We start from the raw sequence: 20,709 nt of genomic DNA, 5'->3' as shown, positions 1-20,709 counted from the left end.
AGAGGTCATGGTCTGGTTAGCGAATCCCGAACGTTACGGGCAGATGCAATACCGCTATTGCGGAAAAAGTGGTTTACGCCTGCCCGCGTTATCGCTCGGTTTATGGCACAATTTCGGTCACGTTAACGCGCTGGAATCACAGCGTGCGATCCTGCGTAAAGCGTTTGATTTGGGCATTACGCACTTTGATTTAGCCAACAATTACGGGCCGCCTCCAGGAAGCGCAGAAGAGAACTTTGGTCGCCTGCTGCGGGAGGATTTTGCCGCTTATCGCGATGAACTGATTATCTCTACCAAGGCTGGCTACGATATGTGGCCCGGCCCTTACGGCTCTGGCGGTTCACGTAAATACCTGCTCGCCAGCCTCGACCAAAGCCTGAAGCGTATGGGGCTTGAGTATGTCGATATCTTTTACTCTCATCGCGTCGATGAAAATACGCCGATGGAAGAAACCGCCTCTGCGCTGGCTCATGCGGTACAAAGCGGTAAGGCGCTGTATGTCGGGATCTCCTCTTACTCGCCAGAGCGGACGCAAAAAATGGTCGAGTTGCTGCGCGAGTGGAAAATTCCGCTGTTAATTCATCAACCTTCGTACAATTTACTGAACCGCTGGGTGGATAAAAGCGGCCTGCTGGATACCCTGCAAAATAACGGCGTGGGCTGTATTGCCTTTACTCCTCTGGCTCAGGGATTGCTGACCGGAAAATATCTCAACGGCATTCCGCAAGATTCACGGATGCATCGTGAAGGGAATAAAGTTCGTGGTCTGACACCGAAAATGCTTACCGAAGCCAACCTCAACAGCCTGCGCTTATTGAATGAAATGGCACAGCAGCGTGGACAATCAATGGCGCAAATGGCGTTAAGCTGGTTGCTGAAAGATGATCGCGTGACGTCGGTATTGATTGGTGCCAGCCGCGCGGAGCAACTAGAGGAGAACGTGCAGGCGCTGAATAATCTGACATTTAGCACCAAGGAGCTGGCGCAGATTGATCAGCATATCGCCGATGGCGAGCTGAATCTGTGGCAGGCGTCTTCCGATAAATGACCTGTTAATAACGGGCGCGCGAACCGCGCCCGAATCAGATCAGTGATTATGACGAGTCAGTCGGTCAAGATAGCCCATCACAAATGCAGAAAGCACAAACGTCAGATGGATAATGACGTACCACATCAGTTTGTTATCCGGGACATTTTTCGCATCCATAAAGACGCGCAGTAAGTGAATGGAAGAAATTGCCACAATCGACGCTGCTACTTTGTTTTTCAGCGACGTTGCGTCCATTTTCCCCAGCCAGTTCAGCTTCTCTTTGTTCTCGGAGATATCCAGCTGTGAGACGAAATTCTCATAACCGGAAAACATCACCATCACCAGCAAACCGCCAACCAACGTCATATCCACCAGCGACAGCAACACGAGGATCAAATCTGATTCCGCCATCGAGAAGATATTCGGCAGTACGTGAATAATCTCCTGGAAGAACTTCAGCGCCAGGGCAACTAACGCCAGCGAAAGGCCAAAGTACACGGGGGCAAGCAGCCAGCGAGAAGCATACATTGCATTTTCAAGAAAACGTTCCATACATTCCTGTCGTGTAGTTAAAACGGGCAACAGTATATCGCAATTGAGTAAACAGCACGCAACAGCAAATCAACATATACGTTAAACCTTTGTCGCATAATTCTGAGGTTTAGGGATCTTCCTGGTTCCCTTATCAACGCATCGAGAACGTCTACCCTTAAAGGACGTTGAACCTGAAGGGAGAAAAACGATGTCTCATTTAAAAGACCCGACCACGCAGTATTACACTGGTGAATATCCCAAACAGAAACAACCGACGCCAGGCATCCAGGCGAAGATGACACCGGTACCGGATTGCGGCGAGAAAACCTATGTTGGTAGCGGTCGCCTGAAAGATCGTAAAGCACTGGTGACAGGGGGCGATTCCGGAATAGGTCGCGCTGCCGCCATCGCTTACGCGCGTGAAGGGGCTGACGTGGCGATCAGTTATCTTCCCGTGGAAGAAGAAGACGCTCAGGATGTGAAAAAGATCATTGAAGAATGCGGACGCAAAGCCGTTCTGCTGCCAGGCGATTTAAGCGATGAGAAATTTGCCCGTTCGCTGGTTCACGAAGCGCACAAGGCGTTAGGCGGGCTGGATATTATGGCGCTGGTCGCCGGGAAACAGGTTGCCATTCCGGATATTGCAGACCTCACCAGCGAACAGTTTCAAAAGACCTTTGCCATTAACGTTTTCGCGCTGTTCTGGCTAACCCAGGAAGCGATCCCCCTGCTACCGAAAGGTGCAAGTATCATCACCACTTCGTCAATCCAGGCATACCAGCCAAGTCCGCATTTACTGGACTATGCGGCTACGAAGGCGGCGATTCTGAACTACAGCCGTGGCTTGGCAAAACAGGTCGCGGAGAAAGGTATTCGGGTGAATATTGTCGCGCCAGGCCCGATCTGGACAGCACTGCAAATTTCCGGCGGACAAACGCAGGATAAGATCCCGCAGTTTGGTCAGCAAACGCCGATGAAACGTGCGGGGCAACCGGCGGAACTGGCCCCTGTATATGTTTATCTGGCAAGTCAGGAGTCGAGCTACGTCACCGCAGAAGTGCACGGCGTGTGCGGCGGCGAGCATTTAGGTTAAAAAAATGCCCGGTTGTGAAAAGCAACCGGGCATCATTGTGAATTCACTCTTACCTGATGTGGCGAAAACGCCTTATCCGCCTACAAACGCATGAAGATTCAACATGTTGCAATAGATTTTGTAGGCCTGATAAGCGTAGCGCATCAGGCATTGAGCACCTAATGCCGGATGCGTCGTGAACGCCTTATCCGGCCTACAAACGCACGAAGATTCAACATGTTGCAATAGATTTTGTAGGCCTGATGAGCGTAGCGCATCAGGCAATTCTACTTTACTTCGCTTTGGCGGTTTCTTCGCCGACCAGACCTATCTTCAGGTAACCCGCCTGATGCAGCGTATCCATTACCTTCATCAACGTCTCGTAATCGACGGTTTTGTCCGCTCGGAAGAAGATGGTGGTGTCTTTCTTGCCTTCGGTTAACGCATTCAACGCCGTAATCATTGTTTCATCGGTGACCGGATCGTTACCGATAAACATCGAGTTGTCTGCCTTCACCGACAGATAAACCGGTTTTTCCGGGCGCGGCTGCGGCGTGCTGGTAGAAGCAGGCAAGTTCACCTTCACATCTACCGTCGCTAACGGTGCCGCCACCATAAAGATAATCAGCAGAACCAACATCACGTCGATAAACGGCGTCACGTTGATATCATGCATTTCGCCGTTATCGTCGAGGTTTTCGTTAAGATGCATTGCCATCGGATATTATCCTGCGCGTAATTTTTGTGCGACACGAACCGGATGCGCAGCGGCGCTGGCTTCCAGATCCAGGTCACGGCTTTGCAGCAACAATACCTGCGCTGCAACATCACCCAGCATCGCTTTAAAGCCGCCAATCTGGCGTGCAAATACGTTATAGATAACGACCGCAGGAATCGCTGCCACGAGGCCGATTGCCGTTGCTAACAGAGCTTCTGCGATACCCGGCGCAACGACTGCCAGGTTAGTGGTCTGCGTTTGCGCGATACCAATAAAGCTGTTCATGATGCCCCAGACCGTACCAAACAGACCAACGAACGGAGAAATCGCGCCGATGGTTGCCAGATAGCCGTTACCGCGGCCCATTTGACGACCCACTGCGGCGACCCGACGCTCCAGACGGAAGCTGGTACGTTCTTTAATACCTTCGTTATCGTCGCTGCCTTCTGACAGTTCCAGCTCATTCTGCGCTTCATTGAGCAAATGCAGGCTTAAGCTTTTGCTACCAAAATCAGCGGCGATATCGTTGGCCTGGTTTAAGGAACGCGCTTCAGCCAGCAGTTGCTGCTCGCGCTTAAGGCGACGCTTCTGATTGAAGAATTCTACGCTCTTACTGAAGAAGATTGCCCAAGTGACTACGGAGGCCAAAATAAGCCCAATCATCACGCACTTAACGACAATATCGGCGTGCTGATACATACCCCAGACGGAAAGGTCCGTCTGCATCAAATTATTACCCACTGTGTATCTCCAGGACGCAAGTCACAAAATCTGCGCATAATAATATCAAAATGACGTCGAATTGATAGTCGTTCTCATTACTATTTGCATACTGCCGTACCTTTGCTTTCTTTTCCTTGCGTTTACGCAGTAAAAAAGTCACCAGCACGCCATTTGCGAAAATTTTCTGCTTTATGCCAATTCTTCAGGATGCGCCCGCGAATATTCATGCTAGTTTAGACATCCAGACGTATAAAAACAGGAATCCCGACATGGCGGACAAAAAGCTTGATACTCAACTGGTGAATGCAGGACGCAGCAAAAAATACACTCTCGGCGCGGTAAATAGCGTGATTCAGCGCGCTTCTTCGCTGGTCTTTGACAGTGTGGAAGCCAAAAAGCACGCGACGCGCAATCGCGCCAATGGCGAGTTGTTCTATGGACGGCGCGGAACGTTAACCCATTTCTCCTTACAACAAGCGATGTGTGAACTGGAAGGTGGCGCAGGCTGCGCGCTATTTCCCTGCGGGGCGGCAGCGGTTGCTAATTCCATTCTTGCTTTTGTCGAACAGGGCGATCATGTGTTGATGACCAACACCGCCTATGAACCGAGTCAGGATTTCTGTAGCAAAATCCTCAGCAAACTGGGCGTAACGACATCGTGGTTTGATCCGCTGATTGGTGCCGATATCGTTAAGCATCTGCAGCCAAACACTAAAATCGTGTTTCTGGAATCGCCAGGCTCCATCACCATGGAAGTCCACGACGTTCCGGCGATTGTTGCCGCCGTACGCAGTGTGGTGCCGGATGCCATCATTATGATCGACAACACCTGGGCAGCCGGTGTGCTGTTTAAGGCGCTGGATTTTGGCATCGATGTTTCTATTCAAGCCGCCACCAAATATCTGGTTGGGCATTCAGATGCGATGATTGGCACTGCCGTGTGCAATGCCCGTTGCTGGGAGCAGCTACGGGAAAACGCCTATCTGATGGGCCAGATGGTCGATGCCGATACCGCCTATATAACCAGCCGTGGCCTGCGCACATTAGGTGTGCGTTTGCGTCAACATCATGAAAGCAGTCTGAAAGTGGCTGAATGGCTGGCAGAACATCCGCAAGTAGCGCGAGTTAACCACCCTGCTCTGCCTGGCAGTAAAGGACACGAATTCTGGAAACGAGACTTTACAGGTAGCAGCGGGCTATTTTCCTTTGTGCTTAAGAAAAAACTCAGTAATGAAGAGCTGGCGAACTATCTGGATAACTTCAGTTTATTCAGCATGGCCTACTCGTGGGGCGGGTATGAATCGTTGATCCTGGCGAATCAACCAGAACATATCGCCGCCATTCGCCCACAAGGCGAGATCGATTTTAGCGGGACCTTGATTCGCCTGCATATTGGTCTGGAAGATGTCGACGATCTGATTGCCGATCTGGACGCCGGTTTTGCGCGAATTGTATAACATTGCCACTTTTGGACAATTTTGCAGACATTTAATTGTGAAAAGTCTTAAATTGTTGCGTCCGGGATCAAGGCGTCCCGGACGAATCAGGAGTACAATAGGCAGATAAAGGCTTAAACGCTGTTCCACAGGAAAGTCCATGGCTGTTATTCAAGATATCATCGCTGCGCTCTGGCAACACGACTTTGCCGCGCTGGCGGATCCTCATATTGTTAGCGTTGTTTACTTTGTCATGTTTGCCACGCTGTTTTTAGAAAACGGCCTGCTGCCCGCCTCATTTTTGCCAGGCGACAGCTTGTTGATACTGGCAGGCGCATTGATTGCCCAGGGGGTTATGGATTTTCTGCCTACGATTGCGATTCTGACCGCCGCAGCAAGTCTGGGCTGCTGGCTAAGTTATATTCAGGGGCGCTGGTTAGGGAATACCAAAACGGTGAAAGGCTGGCTGGCACAGCTTCCTGCTAAATATCACCAGCGCGCCACCTGCATGTTTGACCGCCACGGTCTGCTGGCGCTGCTGGCTGGACGTTTTCTTGCATTTGTCCGTACGCTGCTGCCAACCATGGCGGGAATTTCCGGTCTGCCAAACCGCCGCTTCCAGTTTTTCAACTGGTTAAGTGGATTGCTGTGGGTCAGCGTGGTAACCAGTTTTGGCTATGCCTTAAGTATGATTCCGTTCGTTAAACGCCATGAAGATCAGGTAATGACGTTCCTGATGATCCTGCCAATTGCCTTGTTAACCGCTGGCTTGTTAGGCACGCTGTTTGTGGTGATTAAAAAAAAATACTGTAACGCCTGACGATTTTCCCCGTTCCCGGCTGCTGTACCGGGAACGTATTTAATTCCCCTGCATCGCCCGCATTCTTGCCGCATCTTCCCCCGGCGTCACACCGAAGTAACGTTTAAACTCACGGCTAAATTGCGATGCGCTTTCATAGCCGACGCGCATCGCTGCTGCGCTGGCCTTCATGCCGTCATGGATGATCATCATCCGCGCCTTATGCAGACGGTAATTCTTCAAATACTGCAACGGCGAGGTGCTGGTGACAGACTTAAAATTATGGTGGAACGCCGATACGCTCATGTTGGCTTCTGCCGCCAGTTGCTCGACGCTCAGGTTTTCGGTGTATTTATTCTCAATCCGTTTCAGCACGCGGCTAATCAGACTGAAGTGAGTCTGGCGACTGACCAGCGCCAGTAACGCGCCGCCGCAAGGTCCGGTCAGCACGTAGTACAGAATTTCGCGGATGATCTGTTTGCCGAGAATACGCGCATCCAGTGGTCGCTCCATCACGTCGAGTAACCGCTCCGCCGCGCATAAAATCTCTTCTGATAACGTGGCGGAGTTAATCCCGCTGGCTGCCATCGACGGCTGGAAATGCTCATCTTCGCCAATGTCCATCAACAGTTCCTGTAACTGCAAAATATCGACATTGAGACGCAACCCTGCCAGCGGCACCTCTGACGTGGCATAGGTTTCGCACTCAAACGGCAACGGCACCGTCAGCAGCAGGTATTCATTGGCATCATAACGAAACACGCGTTCATTGATATAACCGATTTTATGCCCGGAAAAGAGAATTATGATGCCAGGCTCGTACATCACCGGTGTACGTGCGAAAGGTGTCTCGCCATACAACAAACGCACATCGGGCAACAGTTCTGACAAACTATTTTCTTTATTTTTCAGTTTATTAACTTTATCCGCCAGCAAGCGGCAAATCTCTTCACGTTTCATATCGCGTAATTTCTTAGGAATAATGCGGCAATTTGATTGTGCGCAATTTTGTAGCATTTCTCCAGCACTCTGGAGAAATAGGCAAGACATTGGCAGAAATGAGCATTGAGAGCCAGGGCGCTGGCGATCACAATGAAAAACATCAGGCAGATCGTTCTCTGCCCTCATATTGGCCCAGCAAAGGGAGCAAGTAATGAACAACTTTAATCTGCACACCCCAACCCGCATTCTGTTTGGTAAAGGCGCAATCGCTGGTTTACGCGAACAAATTCCTCACGATGCTCGCGTATTGATTACCTACGGCGGCGGCAGCGTGAAAAAAACCGGCGTTCTCGATCAAGTTCTGGATGCCCTGAAAGGCATGGACGTGCTGGAATTTGGCGGTATTGAGCCAAACCCGGCTTATGAAACGCTGATGAACGCCGTGAAACTGGTTCGCGAACAGAAAGTGACTTTCCTGCTGGCGGTTGGCGGCGGTTCTGTACTGGACGGCACCAAATTTATCGCCGCAGCGGCTAACTATCCGGAAAATATCGATCCGTGGCACATTCTGCAAACGGGCGGTAAAGAGATTAAAAGCGCCATCCCGATGGGCTGTGTGCTGACGCTGCCAGCAACCGGTTCAGAATCCAACGCAGGCGCGGTGATCTCCCGTAAAACCACAGGCGACAAGCAGGCGTTCCATTCTGCCCATGTTCAGCCGGTATTTGCCGTGCTCGATCCGGTTTATACCTACACCCTGCCGCCGCGTCAGGTGGCTAACGGCGTAGTGGACGCCTTTGTACACACCGTGGAACAGTATGTTACCAAACCGGTTGATGCCAAAATTCAGGACCGTTTCGCAGAAGGCATTTTGCTGACGCTAATCGAAGATGGTCCGAAAGCCCTGAAAGAGCCAGAAAACTACGATGTGCGCGCCAACGTCATGTGGGCGGCGACTCAGGCGCTGAACGGTTTGATTGGCGCTGGCGTACCGCAGGACTGGGCAACGCATATGCTGGGCCACGAACTGACTGCGATGCACGGTCTGGATCACGCGCAAACACTGGCTATCGTCCTGCCTGCACTGTGGAATGAAAAACGCGATACCAAGCGCGCTAAGCTGCTGCAATATGCTGAACGCGTCTGGAACATCACTGAAGGTTCCGATGATGAGCGTATTGACGCCGCGATTGCCGCAACCCGCAATTTCTTTGAGCAATTAGGCGTGCCGACCCACCTCTCCGACTACGGTCTGGACGGCAGCTCCATCCCGGCTTTGCTGAAAAAACTGGAAGAGCACGGCATGACCCAACTGGGCGAAAATCATGACATTACGTTGGATGTCAGCCGCCGTATATACGAAGCCGCCCGCTAAGCTTTTTACGCCTCAAACTTTCGTTTTCGGGCATTTCGTCCAGACTTAAGTTCACAACACCTCACCGGAGCCTGCTCCGGTGAGTTCATATAAAGGAGGAACGTATGGCTAATCCAACCGTTATTAAGCTACAGGATGGCAATGTCATGCCCCAGCTGGGACTGGGCGTCTGGCAAGCAAGTAATGAGGAAGTAATCACCGCCATTCAAAAAGCGTTAGAAGTGGGTTATCGCTCGATTGATACCGCCGCGGCCTACAAGAACGAAGAAGGTGTCGGCAAAGCCCTGAAAAATGCCTCAGTCAACAGAGAAGAACTGTTCATCACCACTAAGCTGTGGAACGACGACCACAAGCGCCCCCGCGAAGCCCTGCTCGACAGCCTGAAAAAACTCCAGCTTGATTATATCGACCTCTACTTAATGCACTGGCCCGTTCCCGCTATCGACCATTATGTCGAAGCATGGAAAGGCATGATCGAATTGCAAAAAGAGGGATTAATCAAAAGCATCGGCGTGTGCAACTTCCAGATCCATCACCTGCAACGCCTGATTGATGAAACTGGCGTGACGCCTGTGATAAACCAGATCGAACTTCATCCGCTGATGCAACAACGCCAGCTACACGCCTGGAACGCGACACACAAAATCCAGACCGAATCCTGGAGCCCATTAGCGCAAGGAGGGAAAGGCGTTTTCGATCAGAAAGTCATTCGCGATCTGGCAGATAAATACGGCAAAACCCCGGCGCAGATTGTTATCCGCTGGCATCTGGATAGCGGCCTGGTGGTGATCCCGAAATCGGTCACACCTTCACGTATTGCCGAAAACTTTGATGTCTGGGATTTCCGTCTCGACAAAGACGAACTCGGCGAAATTGCAAAACTCGATCAGGGCAAGCGTCTCGGTCCCGATCCTGACCAGTTCGGCGGCTAACATGCAAATTCTCCCGGTGGCGGTAATGTTCCGCTACCGGACTTTTCAGAAATCATTTATTCCCCTCGCGTCCCGCCCGTTGTTACTCTTCCTTGTTCAGGAATGCCAAATATAAGGACATCATCATGCAGAGCCGGAAGCTCTTAAAAGAACAACTCATCTATATCCGGGATAAACGCAACGGAGAGGTGAAAAACAGATGAAAATAATACTTCTGTTTTTAGCAGCCCTGGCAAGTTTTACCGTACACGCACAGCCCCCCTCACAGACCGTAGAACAAACAGTCCGGCATATTTATCAGAACTATAAATCAGATGCCACTGCCCCTTATTTTGGTGAAACCGGAGAGCGGGCGATAACTTCTGCGCGTATTCAACAGGCGCTTACCCTGAACGACAATCTTACGCTGCCGGGCAATATTGGCTGGCTGGATTATGATCCGGTTTGTGATTGTCAGGATTTTGGCGATCTGGTGCTAGAAAGCGTTGCGATAACCCAAACTGACGCCGATCATGCCGATGCCGTTGTGCGCTTTCGTATCTTTAAAGATGATAAAGAAAAGACCACGCAGACACTGAAAATGGTGGCGGAAAATGGTCGTTGGGTCATTGACGATATTGTCAGCAATCATGGCAGCGTCTTACAAGCAGTTAATAGCGAGAATGAAAAAACGCTGGCCGCTTTAGCTTCGTTGCAAAAAGAACAGCCGGAAGCCTTTGTTGCCGAACTCTTTGAACATATTGCTGATTATAGCTGGCCGTGGACGTGGGTGGTTTCCGACTCTTACCGCCAGGCGGTTAATGCCTTCTATAAAACCACCTTCAAGACGGCCAATAATCCCGATGAAGATATGCAAATAGAACGGCAATTTATTTACGACAATCCGATCTGTTTTGGCGAAGAGTCGCTATTTTCACGCGTTGATGAAATTCGAGTCCTGGAGAAAACCGCCGATTCCGCCCGCATTCATGTTCGTTTTACGCTGACCAATGGCAACAACGAAGAGCAAGAACTGGTTTTACAGCGGCGCGAAGGCAAGTGGGAAATCGCTGATTTTATCCGCCCGAACAGCGGCAGCCTACTTAAGCAGATTGAGGCAAAAACTGCCGCCAGATTAAAGCAATGAGCTGAATTAAATAACAATTAGCCGGAACAATAAATAAAAGGGAACACTATATGAAAACGATTTTCACCGTGGGAGCTGTTGTTCTGGCAACCTGCTTGCTCAGTGGCTGCGTCAATGAGCAAAAGGTCAATCAGCTGGCGAGCAATGTGCAAACATTAAATGCCAAAATCGCCCGGCTTGAGCAGGATATGAAAGCACTACGCCCACAAATCTATGCTGCCAAATCCGAAGCTAACAGAGCCAATACGCGTCTTGATGCTCAGGACTATTTTGATTGCCTGCGCTGCTTGCGTATGTACGCAGAATGATAAAAAAATCCCCGGTAGCGTGTCAGTTGCCGGGGATATTTTTTAACGTCCAACCGCCGCTTTAGGCCGTTTCTTCGCACCAGCATTCACCGGACGAGATTGCGTAGACGACGCTTTTTTTGCCGTAGCAGGCGTCTGACGCTGGGTCGCCATCGGCGTATGTTTCGTCAACGCCGGACGGGTATTGCGGTTCTGGCGACGAGCTTCACGCATCTCTTCAATGGTTGGCGCAGGCACTAAGCAATCGCGACGGCTGCCAATCAGATGCTTTTTGCCCATCGCTTCCAGCGCCTGGCGGATTAACGGCCAGTTTGCCGGATCGTGGTAACGCAACAACGCTTTATGCAAACGACGCTGTTTGTCGCCCTTCGGTACGAAGACGTCTTCGCTCTTATAACCAATCTTCGCCAGCGGGTTTTTCCCGGTGTAATACATGGTGGTTGAGTTCGCCAGCGGCGACGGATAGAAGTTCTGCACCTGGTCGAGGCGGAAGCGGTGCTTTTTCAGCCACAGCGCCAGATTCACCATATCTTCATCACGCGTACCGGGGTGCGCGGAGATGAAATAGGGGATCAGATACTGCTCTTTACCTGCCTGTTTTGAGTAAGTATCGAACAGCTCTTTAAAGCGGTCATAGCTGCCCATGCCCGGCTTCATCATCTTCGATAACGGCCCTTCTTCGGTATGTTCCGGGGCAATCTTCAGATAACCGCCGACGTGATGGGTCGCCAGTTCTTTGATATAGCGCGGATCTTCTACGGCTATGTCATAACGCACACCAGAGGCAATCAGGATCTTTTTAATGCCTTTCAGATCACGCGCACGGCGATAGAGGTTGATCGTTGGTTCGTGGTTCGTGTCCATGTGCGGACAAATATCCGGATAAACGCACGACAAACGGCGACAAGTTTGTTCAGCGCGTGGCGATTTGCAGCGCAACATATACATGTTGGCAGTTGGCCCACCAAGATCGGAAATCACGCCCGTAAAACCTGGAACGGTGTCGCGGATCGCTTCGATCTCATTAATGATCGAATCTTCGGAACGGCTCTGAATAATGCGCCCTTCGTGCTCGGTGATAGAACAGAAAGAGCAGCCGCCAAAGCAGCCACGCATAATGTTGACCGAAAAACGGATCATTTCGTAAGCCGGAATACGGGCATTGCCATAGGCCGGATGTGGCACGCGCTTGTATGGCAGCGCAAAAACGCTGTCCATCTCTTCGGTAGAAAGCGGAATAGCAGGCGGGTTGATCCACACATAGCGGTCGCCGTGTTTTTGCATCAATGCGCGGGCACAGCCTGGGTTGGTTTCGTGGTGCAGAATACGCGAAGCATGGGCGTACAGCACTTTATCGCCCTTCACTTTCTCGAAAGAAGGCAGCAACACGTAGGTTTTTTCCCACGGTTTCGGGCGCGGTGGCTGCACGGTTACGGCTTTGGCTTCCTGCTTTTTCGGTGCCACCGGTTTGTTATCCGCGCACGGCAAATCTTCACCATACGGATGCGGGATTGGGTCGATTTTTCCAGGGGTATCAAGACGGGTGGAATCCACGCCGCTCCAGCCAGGCAGCGCCTCTTTCACGATAATCGCGGTATTACGCACATCGCGGATTTCACTAATCGGCTCGCCCATCGCCAGACGGTGCGCCACCTCCACCAGCGGACGCTCACCGTTACCAAACATCAGCATGTCGGCTTTCGAATCCACCAGCACGGAACGGCGCACGGTATCGGACCAGTAATCATAATGTGCGGTACGGCGCAGACTAGCCTCAATACCGCCGAGGATCACCGGTACATCTTTCCACGCCTCTTTACAACGCTGGGTATAAACCAGTGTGGCGCGATCCGGGCGCTTACCCGCGACGTTATCCGGCGTGTAGGCATCGTCATGACGTAAACGGCGATCGGCGGTATAACGGTTGATCATCGAATCCATGTTGCCAGCAGTAACACCGAAAAACAGATTCGGTTTACCCAGACGCATGAAATCGTCTTTGCTGCTCCAGTCTGGCTGGGCGATGATCCCGACGCGAAAGCCCTGTGCTTCCAGCATACGACCGCAAATCGCCATCCCGAAGCTTGGGTGATCGACATACGCGTCGCCAGTAACCAAAATGATGTCGCAGCTATCCCAGCCAAGTTGATCCATCTCTTCACGAGACATCGGCAAAAACGGTGCCGGTCCAAAACAGGCGGCCCAGTACTGCGGCCAGGAGAACAGGTCGCGATCCGGTTGGATCAGGGAGATAGAGCTCATTTTGCTTCCAGAAATGATAAAAAAATAATCAAAGGCCGGGGATTATAAGCCGGAACGAAAGAGAAATCGAAAAGTATTCCATACTCGCCCTCCTCGGGCGAGTATGAAGATTACGGTACCGGATTGACTAACAGTTGCCCAATCGAGCCACGGTCCGCCATTTCCAGCGTCTGACTGTTGAAGTAGAACGGGAAGTGCGCCCAGGAAGGCTGACCGAAATAAACAAGCAGCTCCACTTGTCCGTCAACCCAAACGGTATCTTTCCAGCCTCTGTCTTCCGGGAACGGCATCGCGCCATTCACGTTACGGATCTGGAACATTACGCCTTCAATATGGAACGCTTGCGGCTCGTCCGCGCGTACCGTCCAGCGTTCCCACGTTCCTTGCTGCGCGGTGACATCAATACGGTTGACGTCCCACAGCTGTCCATTAATACCCGGGTCATCACCCAGACTGATATCGCGACTGCGAATTGGCGAACCAGCCATGATTTCAGTTGGCAGCAAGCGCATCGGAAGACTGTCTGTGACCAGCGGCAGAAGGCCGGTTGGGCGCAGCGTTAGCACCAGGGTAGAAACCAGAATACTGGATGGCTCAAAGAAGCCACGAATACGATCAACAATGCTCGCCGCTTCGCCACAGGTGATCGACACTTCATCGCCGTTGCTCATATCCACCAGAATCTCGCGGCGCTCGCCCGGTGCCAGCGAAAGTTGCTTCACCGATACAGGAGCAGGCAGGAATCCCTGATCGCCAGAAATCACATGTAACGGGCGACCATCGTTCATCTGTAGTTGATAGCGACGAGAGTTCGACGCGTTCAGCAGTCGCAAGCGCACCCAGCCACGCGAGACTTCAACGTACGGGCTTTGTACACCGTTAACCAGCAGCGTATCACCAACAAAGCCGCCGCTTCCCGGTTCGTTGTATTCTGGCGTACCAAAGTTATCCAGCCGTTTATCCTGGATAATGACCGGAAAATCATCCACACCATAATGGTTGGGGATAGGCAGCGACTTGCTGACTTCATCTTCCACCAGCCACATTCCGGCAAGGCCGTTATAGACCTGCTGAGCCGTGCGGTTGGGAGTATTGGCGTGATACCACAGAGTAGCTGCGTTCTGGCGAATGGGCAGTACGGGTGCCCAGTCAGCGTTTGGCGACATCATCCGTGCCGGACCGCCCATCAGCGGGCCTGGTACCTGTAGCCCGGCCACCGTCATTGAGACATTTTCTGTCAGGCGGTTGCTGTAAATAAGCTTAACATCGTCGCCCTTCCAGACGCGGATAGTCGGCCCCAGGTAACGACCATTGATTCCCCAGACCGACGCGCGTGTCCCTGGCGTAAATGACCAGTGCGCACGTTGTACAGTCATAAACAGCGGTTGCCCACGGCGAGATTCAAGTAGCGGCGGAACGGGTAGCGGTTGCTGTTGCCCGGCTGCGCTGGCCTTCAGGGGAACAGCGCCTGCACAAAGTGCAATCCCCGATGCCTGAATGAACTGACGCCGACTGAGTGACATATTTGCTCCATGTAAAACTGGCTAAAGTAATACCGTGCAGGAAAGTGTTCCCCGCAAAAATACAGATTGCCGACTTAAACTTTTCCGGCGGCTTCGCGTTCTGCGACTTCTTTATCGAGCTCGGCGATTTTTTGTTCCATTATCGAACGACAATGGGCAGCCAGCTCACGAACCTGATCTTTGCCATACTGACTGACGTCAATTGGCGGCAGCATTTCGACAATCACCAGACCGTTGTGCAGTCGATTAAGATTAATCTTATTCGAAGTTGTAGAGACGCACACGGGAATAATCGGGACGCCCGCCGCAATTGCCGCGTGAAATGCTCCAGTCTTGAACGGTAGCAGGCCGCGACCACGGCTGCGGGTTCCTTCCGGGAACATCCAGATGGAAATACGGCGTTTTTTGAAGTGATTCACTACTTCCGCAATGGTGCCGTGAGCTTTAGTGCGATTGTTTCTGTCGATCAATAAGTTGCCGGTTAACCAGTACAACTGCCCGAAGAAGGGGATCCACAGCAAGCTCTTTTTACCTACCGTCACCGTCGGCGGTTGCACGATGTTCGATGCTGTCACCATGTCATAGTTGTTCTGGTGGTTAGCGATATAGATAGCATTGCCGTAGCTTTCAGCGTCTGTAGGTTTACGGCACTCAACTTTCAGGCCAAACAGCGGCGCAAGACGGCCAAACATATGCCCAAAGGTGGCCACATGTTTCGGGTTACGCGGGCTGAAAAGGCAGTAAATGGAGCCGAATACACAGACTAAGATGCTGTAAATCACGGTAATAATAAGACGAAAGATATATAGCATAACACCCTCTGAAGGTCTGAGAGACTGGCATTGTACGTCACCTGAAATCAGGTTAGGGCATTGTTAAAAGCCGCTCTCTGGAAAAGCGTATTGTTAATCGCAACGCATGAATAAACAACGGTTTCAAGGGAATTTTTATCGTTTCCGGGGGTTGAATACGCTGCCGGATGACGACTTAACGTTTCATCCGGCGTTCCTTGCAAGCGGGAGGAAACAGCGCCCTCCCCGGCATATTACTCTTCGCTATCACCGCTGCTGGCACGGCGAGGAGAGTCGATCTCAACACGATCGATACGCTGCAAACCGCGCATCAACGTACCGCGGCGTCCACGTTCGCCAGTGACTTTCTGTAACTCTTCCGGGCGCAGTTTAATTTTGCGTTTCCCAACATGAATGGTCAGCGTGCTTTGCGGCGGCAGAACGTACAATTGCGCCAGACCATCTTCTCCACGCGCGGCTTCTGCCGATGGAATGTTGATAATCTTGTTGCCTTTGCCCTTCGACAGCTGCGGCAGATCACTTACCGGGAACATCAACATACGGCCTGCCTGAGTGATTGCCAGCAGCATATCGGAAGCATCTTCAATCACCACCGGCGGCATAACATGGGCATTTTCCGGTAAGGTGATCAAAGCCTTACCTGCACGGTTACGCGCCACCAGATCGTTAAAGGTGCAGACGAAACCGTAACCCGCATCGGAAGCCATCAGCAGTTTCTGATCGTCGCTTTCCATCAGCATATGGTCAACGGTCGCCCCAGACGGCAACGTTAATTTGCCGGTGAGCGGCTCGCCCTGACCACGCGCCGACGGCAGCGTAATCGGGTCAATGGCATAGCTACGACCGGTGGAATCAACAAACACTACCGGTTGGTTGCTCTTACCTTTCACCGCCGCTTTGAAGCTATCACCCGCTTTATAATTCAGGCCCGGCGCGTCGATATCATGGCCTTTAGCGCTGCGTACCCAGCCCATCTGCGACAGCACAATGGTGACAGGTTCAGACGGCAGCATGTCGTGCTCGCTCATCGCTTTCGCTTCTTCGCGTTCCTGCAACGGCGAACGACGATCGTCACCGTAGGCTTGCGCGTCTGCCTGCAGTTCTTTCTTCAGCAGGTTATTCATTTTACGCTCGGAAGCCAAAATGCCCTGCAACTGGTCGCGCTCTTTTTCCAGTTCACTCTGCTCACCGCGAATCTTCATCTCTTCCAGTTTGGCAAGATGACGCAGTTTCAGTTCGAGGATCGCTTCCGCCTGGGTTTCCGTAAGGCCAAACCGCGACATCAGCGCCGGTTTCGGTTCATCTTCATTACGAATGATCTCAATCACTTCGTCGATATTGAGAAACGCCACCAGCAAACCTTCGAGGATATGCAGGCGCTTGAGGACTTTCTCCAGACGATAGTTCAGTCGGCGGCGCACGGTATCGCGGCGGAACACCAGCCATTCGGAGAGGATTTCCAGCAGGTTTTTCACCGCCGGACGACCATCCAGACCGATCATATTAAGGTTAATACGATAGCTCTTTTCCAGATCGGTGGTAGCGAAGAGGTGGTTCATCACCTGATCCATATCCACGCGGTTGGAACGCGGCACAATCACCAGGCGGGTCGGGTTCTCGTGGTCAGATTCATCGCGCAGATCGTCAACCATCGGCAGCTTTTTGTTGCGCATTTGCGCAGCAATTTGCTCCAGTACGCGCGCACCTGAAACCTGATGCGGCAATGCGCTGATAACCACCGCGCCATCTTCTTTCTTCCACACCGCGCGCATACGCACTGAACCACGTCCGTTCTCGTAGATTTTACGGATCTCGGCGCGCGAAGTGATAATTTCCGCTTCAGTCGGATAATCCGGCCCCTGCACGATATCCAGCAGCTGATCGAGCGTGGTTTTCGGCTGGTCGATTAATGCGATTGCCGCCTGAGCCACTTCACGCAGGTTATGCGGTGGAATATCGGTCGCCATGCCGACGGCAATACCGGTGGTGCCGTTAAGCAAAATGTTTGGCAGACGGGCAGGTAGCATTTTCGGCTCCTGCAAAGTGCCGTCGAAGTTTGGCACCCAGTCAGCCGTCCCCTGCCCCAGCTCGCTCAATAGCAGCTCGGAATATTTCGACAACCGGGATTCGGTGTAACGCATTGCCGCGAACGATTTCGGATCGTCCGGCGCGCCCCAGTTCCCCTGACCATCAACCAGCGGATAACGGTAAGAGAACGGTTGCGCCATCAGGACCATCGCTTCATAACAGGCGCTATCGCCGTGCGGATGGTATTTACCCAGTACGTCACCGACGGTACGGGCCGATTTTTTAAATTTGGCGCTGGCATTCAGGCCCAGTTCAGACATCGCATACACAATGCGGCGCTGAACAGGTTTCAGACCATCACCAATAAACGGCAACGCACGGTCCATGATCACGTACATGGAGTAGTTTAAGTAGGCGTTTTCCGTAAATTCATGTAGCGCAAGGCGCTCTGCCATATCGCTCATTAATTCTGATTCCTCAACTTATTCGCCAGCCTTCAAAGGGGCAATATTGCCGGAGATACTACATTATCTGCCGCGTCGAGTCACAGGAGATCAGCGTGAATAGCGCCGCCGGACGTGCTCCGACGGCGATAAAGGCATCAATGTGCCTTGATATACAACTCTTTGCTGTAGACATAATCCTGGGGATTATGCAGCGGAAAACCGCCAACGTAGGGTTTAAGCAGTTTGATTAACGGCTGATAGTAGATAGGAATCAGCGGTGCCTGTTGGTTGATGATCACTTCTGCCTGCTGATACAACGCATTACGCTTTGTCGCATCAGTGATCTGCGTGGCCTGGTTTAGTAAGGCGTCATACTGCGCATTTTTCCAGTGACCGACGTTTTCTTCACTATCGCTTTTGAGCGTGTTCAGGAAGCTGGAAGCATCATTGTACGTCGCATCCCACGACTGCCGAGACAGCATGAAATCACCGGCTCGTCGGGCATCAAGATAGGTTTTCCACTCCATTGTGCGCAGCGTCACCTGTGCACCCAGCCATTTTTTCCATTCGGAAGACAACGCTATCGCGGTCTTTTCATGCAGATCGTACTTGTTGTAGAACAGCTCAAAGCGTAGCGGATGAGAGGCGTCGTATCCCGCCTGTTTCAGCAAGGCTTTTGCCATCGCGACGCGCTCACTCATTGGCTTTTGCAGTTCATCGAACGTCGTCGCGCTAAAGCCTTTTACCTCTGGCGGCGTCAGCGTGGTTGCGGGCGTTCTCAACCCCAGTACCTTTTGCGCAATAAGCTGTCGATCAACCGTAAGATATAGCGCCCGACGCACTCGCACATCGTTAAATGGCGGTTTCTCAAGGTTGAAGTTGTAATATTCGCTGTTCAGACGCGGAATAATTCGTAGCTCGCCAGGCAGTGATTTTTCAATGGCGGGAATTTGCTGCGCCGGAACCCAGGTGAGATCGACCTCTCCCGCGCGATAGCGGTTATAGCCGGTGACCGAATTATCTAGCGCCAGATACTCAACCTGTTGCAATACTGTATGTTGCGCATCGCGGTACTTTGGATTTTTGCGTGCAGTAATCTTTTCGTTAACTACCCACTGATCAAGCACAAAGGCACCGTTGTAAACCATGTTCTCTGGCTTACTCCAGCTATCGCCATGTTTAGCGATGACATGATGAGGAACCGGGAACAGCGTCGGCCAGGCGAGCATCGTCGTGAACCAAGGAACCGGCTGCTCAAGCGTAACTTCAAGAGTACGATCATCCGTCGCTTTGACACCCAGCGATGTAACATCTGCTTTACCCGCAACAATAGCTGCGGCATTGTTAATGTGCGCCTGTGCCAGATAGCCAGCAAAAGGGCTTGCCGTTTTCGGGTCAACCGCGCGCTGCCAGCCGAGGACAAAATCCTCTGCCGTCAGAGGCTGACCGTCGGACCACTGCAAACCGCTACGCAGATGGAAAATATAGCGCTTGCCGCCGTCCAGTATCTCCCAGCGTTCAGCCTGAGCGGGCTGCACCTGGCCTTCACCGTCCATCCATACCAGACCTTCAAACAGATCCAGCACAATCTGCGCGGCAGTATTCTCCTCCACCTTTTGCGGGTCGAGCGTACCTGGGTCGCTATGATTGTTGTAACGAAAGACTTGTTGCGGGGCGAGCGGTGTGTTGGCGGGAACGTCAGCAGCGTAGAGAGGAGCCGCACTTACCAGGCTGACCAGCCATAATAAATTTCGCGTATACATGGTATTCCTTACCGGAGAAATTATAAGCCCAACAACAATACGCCTGTAGCATTGTTCGCTCAAACTTATCGCGAGTGATTTGGCTCACACTCCGGTAAAGAAAAAAGCGAGTTGCCCCCGCTTTTCCATTAATTAACGGATTTCATTCAATAGTTCTGGATGCTTATCCAGAACACGTAAAAGTTTGATTGTGGAAGGATGAGGTTGGGCATTGCCTTTTTCGTAACGCGAAAACGCATTTACACCTCCCCCAAAAATTTCGCTTGCCTCTTTTTGGGTAAGAGAGAGCTTTTTTCGAACCTTCACTATAAATTCAGGTGCCACTGTTTCGGCATTCACCGAAGCCCGAAATGCCTTTACTTGCGCCATGAAAGCATCTGACTCTTCTTTATTCATGATGCTCTCTTCGCAATGGACACAATATAAACCGTGGATACCTTTCAATACTGTTTTTCGTCCACGGAAGGTGTATGGAATATCTTTAATGCCAGAAACCATTTCTCCCTGGTGGCAAACCGGACATTTCATATTACTTCTCCTTAAACGAGACGATCAGTACGTCATGAATTACCGTAATTTTAAGATAAACCTGGCCTGTAACAAGCCTGGGTCTGTAAACATCCTGCCAGATAGTATGATCAGAGTAGGTGGTCATGCTTTTATAAAAGTCGCTCTCTGATAATCCAATGATAACATTACACATACCATCAAAATCCAAACCTAACTCATCTGCATTTAACAGGGCACTACGTGTTGTACGAACTTGCCCGGCATTGACAAGTTTTTTAACCTGACTCAAACGTGGGTAATGACTCCAACTTATTGATAGTGTTTTATGTTCAGATAATGCCCGATGACTTTGTCATGCAGCTCCACCGAT

The 20,709-nt window shown here is 51.5% G+C and carries 20 protein-coding genes; 8 read left to right on the top strand and 12 right to left on the bottom strand.

The genetic code is table 11. The annotated features are described in order from the left end of the window. The first annotated feature begins 7 nt into the window (after positions 1 to 7). On the top strand, positions 8 to 1,048 hold the full coding sequence (gene gpr / locus RTW80_RS05655; RefSeq protein ID WP_000262172.1) for an L-glyceraldehyde 3-phosphate reductase: 1,041 nt from the start codon (positions 8 to 10) through the stop codon (positions 1,046 to 1,048). Positions 1,049 to 1,087: 39 nt separating this feature from the next. Here the strand turns inward: gpr and RTW80_RS05650 are convergent, their stop codons facing one another. Then, positions 1,088 to 1,582, bottom strand: a complete 495-nt coding sequence (locus RTW80_RS05650) for a TIGR00645 family protein (protein WP_000439331.1) — start codon at positions 1,580 to 1,582, stop codon at positions 1,088 to 1,090. Between the two features lie 190 nt (positions 1,583 to 1,772). Here RTW80_RS05650 and yghA point away from each other — a divergent pair, with 190 nt between their 5' ends. Further along, a complete protein-coding gene (gene yghA, locus RTW80_RS05645) occupies positions 1,773 to 2,657 on the top strand; it encodes an NADP(+)-dependent aldehyde reductase (protein ID WP_000018760.1) in 885 nt (294 codons plus the stop codon). 271 nt (positions 2,658 to 2,928) lie between these two features. On the opposite strand, the gene exbD is transcribed toward yghA, so the two are convergent. Together exbD and exbB are read right to left on the bottom strand one after the other, a co-directional pair. Further along, complete coding sequence (exbD, locus tag RTW80_RS05640; RefSeq protein WP_001240712.1) at positions 2,929 to 3,354, bottom strand: TonB system transport protein ExbD; 426 nt, start codon at positions 3,352 to 3,354, stop codon at positions 2,929 to 2,931. A 6-nt stretch (positions 3,355 to 3,360) separates the two neighbouring features. After that, a complete protein-coding gene (exbB, locus tag RTW80_RS05635) occupies positions 3,361 to 4,095 on the bottom strand; it encodes a tol-pal system-associated acyl-CoA thioesterase (protein WP_000527844.1) in 735 nt (244 codons plus the stop codon). A 251-nt stretch (positions 4,096 to 4,346) separates the two neighbouring features. Between exbB and metC the strand changes: the two genes are divergently transcribed. Both metC and yghB read left to right on the top strand, forming a co-directional pair. Continuing rightward, positions 4,347 to 5,534, top strand: coding sequence for a cystathionine beta-lyase (gene metC, locus RTW80_RS05630; protein WP_000763931.1), 1,188 nt, complete (start codon positions 4,347 to 4,349; stop codon positions 5,532 to 5,534). 139 nt (positions 5,535 to 5,673) lie between these two features. Further along, entirely contained in the window at positions 5,674 to 6,333 is a 660-nt protein-coding gene (yghB, locus tag RTW80_RS05625) for a DedA family general envelope maintenance protein YghB (RefSeq protein WP_000268419.1), read from the top strand. A gap of 39 nt (positions 6,334 to 6,372) precedes the next feature. On the opposite strand, the gene yqhC is transcribed toward yghB, so the two are convergent. Then, positions 6,373 to 7,272 (bottom strand): DNA-binding transcriptional regulator YqhC, encoded by a 900-nt coding sequence (yqhC, locus tag RTW80_RS05620; RefSeq protein ID WP_001298382.1) that lies wholly within the window; start codon positions 7,270 to 7,272, stop codon positions 6,373 to 6,375. 193 nt (positions 7,273 to 7,465) lie between these two features. On the opposite strand from yqhC, the gene yqhD reads away from it, so the two are divergent. From yqhD to yqhH, 4 genes are all read left to right on the top strand, one after another. Next, positions 7,466 to 8,629, top strand: coding sequence for an alcohol dehydrogenase (gene yqhD, locus RTW80_RS05615; protein WP_001058802.1), 1,164 nt, complete (start codon positions 7,466 to 7,468; stop codon positions 8,627 to 8,629). A 104-nt stretch (positions 8,630 to 8,733) separates the two neighbouring features. Next, on the top strand, positions 8,734 to 9,561 hold the full coding sequence (dkgA, locus tag RTW80_RS05610; RefSeq protein WP_000013149.1) for a 2,5-didehydrogluconate reductase DkgA: 828 nt from the start codon (positions 8,734 to 8,736) through the stop codon (positions 9,559 to 9,561). A gap of 199 nt (positions 9,562 to 9,760) precedes the next feature. Continuing rightward, positions 9,761 to 10,687 (top strand): YbjP/YqhG family protein, encoded by a 927-nt coding sequence (locus RTW80_RS05605; RefSeq protein ID WP_000691619.1) that lies wholly within the window; start codon positions 9,761 to 9,763, stop codon positions 10,685 to 10,687. 50 nt (positions 10,688 to 10,737) lie between these two features. After that, on the top strand, positions 10,738 to 10,995 hold the full coding sequence (gene yqhH / locus RTW80_RS05600; protein WP_000848528.1) for a lipoprotein YqhH: 258 nt from the start codon (positions 10,738 to 10,740) through the stop codon (positions 10,993 to 10,995). 42 nt (positions 10,996 to 11,037) lie between these two features. Here the strand turns inward: yqhH and RTW80_RS05595 are convergent, their stop codons facing one another. The 8 genes from RTW80_RS05595 to RTW80_RS31260 all read right to left on the bottom strand — a co-directional run. Continuing rightward, the gene (locus RTW80_RS05595; RefSeq protein ID WP_000095187.1) at positions 11,038 to 13,257 is read right to left on the bottom strand and encodes a YgiQ family radical SAM protein; all 2,220 of its coding nucleotides are present in this window, start codon (positions 13,255 to 13,257) and stop codon (positions 11,038 to 11,040) included. A 110-nt stretch (positions 13,258 to 13,367) separates the two neighbouring features. Further along, the gene (gene ftsP / locus RTW80_RS05590) at positions 13,368 to 14,780 is read right to left on the bottom strand and encodes a cell division protein FtsP (RefSeq protein WP_000059388.1); all 1,413 of its coding nucleotides are present in this window, start codon (positions 14,778 to 14,780) and stop codon (positions 13,368 to 13,370) included. A 74-nt stretch (positions 14,781 to 14,854) separates the two neighbouring features. Continuing rightward, complete coding sequence (gene plsC, locus RTW80_RS05585) at positions 14,855 to 15,592, bottom strand: 1-acylglycerol-3-phosphate O-acyltransferase (RefSeq protein ID WP_000965722.1); 738 nt, start codon at positions 15,590 to 15,592, stop codon at positions 14,855 to 14,857. 233 nt (positions 15,593 to 15,825) lie between these two features. After that, positions 15,826 to 18,084: a DNA topoisomerase IV subunit A gene (gene parC, locus RTW80_RS05580; protein ID WP_032247867.1), complete on the bottom strand. Its 2,259-nt coding sequence runs from the start codon at positions 18,082 to 18,084 to the stop codon at positions 15,826 to 15,828. A gap of 137 nt (positions 18,085 to 18,221) precedes the next feature. After that, the gene (locus tag RTW80_RS05575) at positions 18,222 to 19,829 is read right to left on the bottom strand and encodes an ABC transporter substrate-binding protein (RefSeq protein ID WP_001295629.1); all 1,608 of its coding nucleotides are present in this window, start codon (positions 19,827 to 19,829) and stop codon (positions 18,222 to 18,224) included. A gap of 132 nt (positions 19,830 to 19,961) precedes the next feature. Next, complete coding sequence (gene mqsA / locus RTW80_RS05570) at positions 19,962 to 20,357, bottom strand: type II toxin-antitoxin system antitoxin MqsA (RefSeq protein ID WP_000650107.1); 396 nt, start codon at positions 20,355 to 20,357, stop codon at positions 19,962 to 19,964. Between the two features lies 1 nt (position 20,358). Then, positions 20,359 to 20,652: a type II toxin-antitoxin system toxin MqsR gene (gene mqsR, locus RTW80_RS05565; protein ID WP_312718653.1), complete on the bottom strand. Its 294-nt coding sequence runs from the start codon at positions 20,650 to 20,652 to the stop codon at positions 20,359 to 20,361. Further along, the coding region (locus RTW80_RS31260) for an IS1 family transposase (RefSeq protein WP_071528444.1) at positions 20,649 to 20,709 on the bottom strand (61 nt) is incomplete at its 5' end. The genes mqsR and RTW80_RS31260, both read right to left, overlap by 4 nt.

The organism is Escherichia sp. AM3 (assembly GCF_032029835.1).
Classification (GTDB): Bacteria; Pseudomonadota; Gammaproteobacteria; order Enterobacterales; family Enterobacteriaceae; genus Escherichia; species Escherichia coli.
Note: the sequence above shows the minus strand (reverse complement) of the source record. Positions and strands in the feature narration are given on the sequence as shown.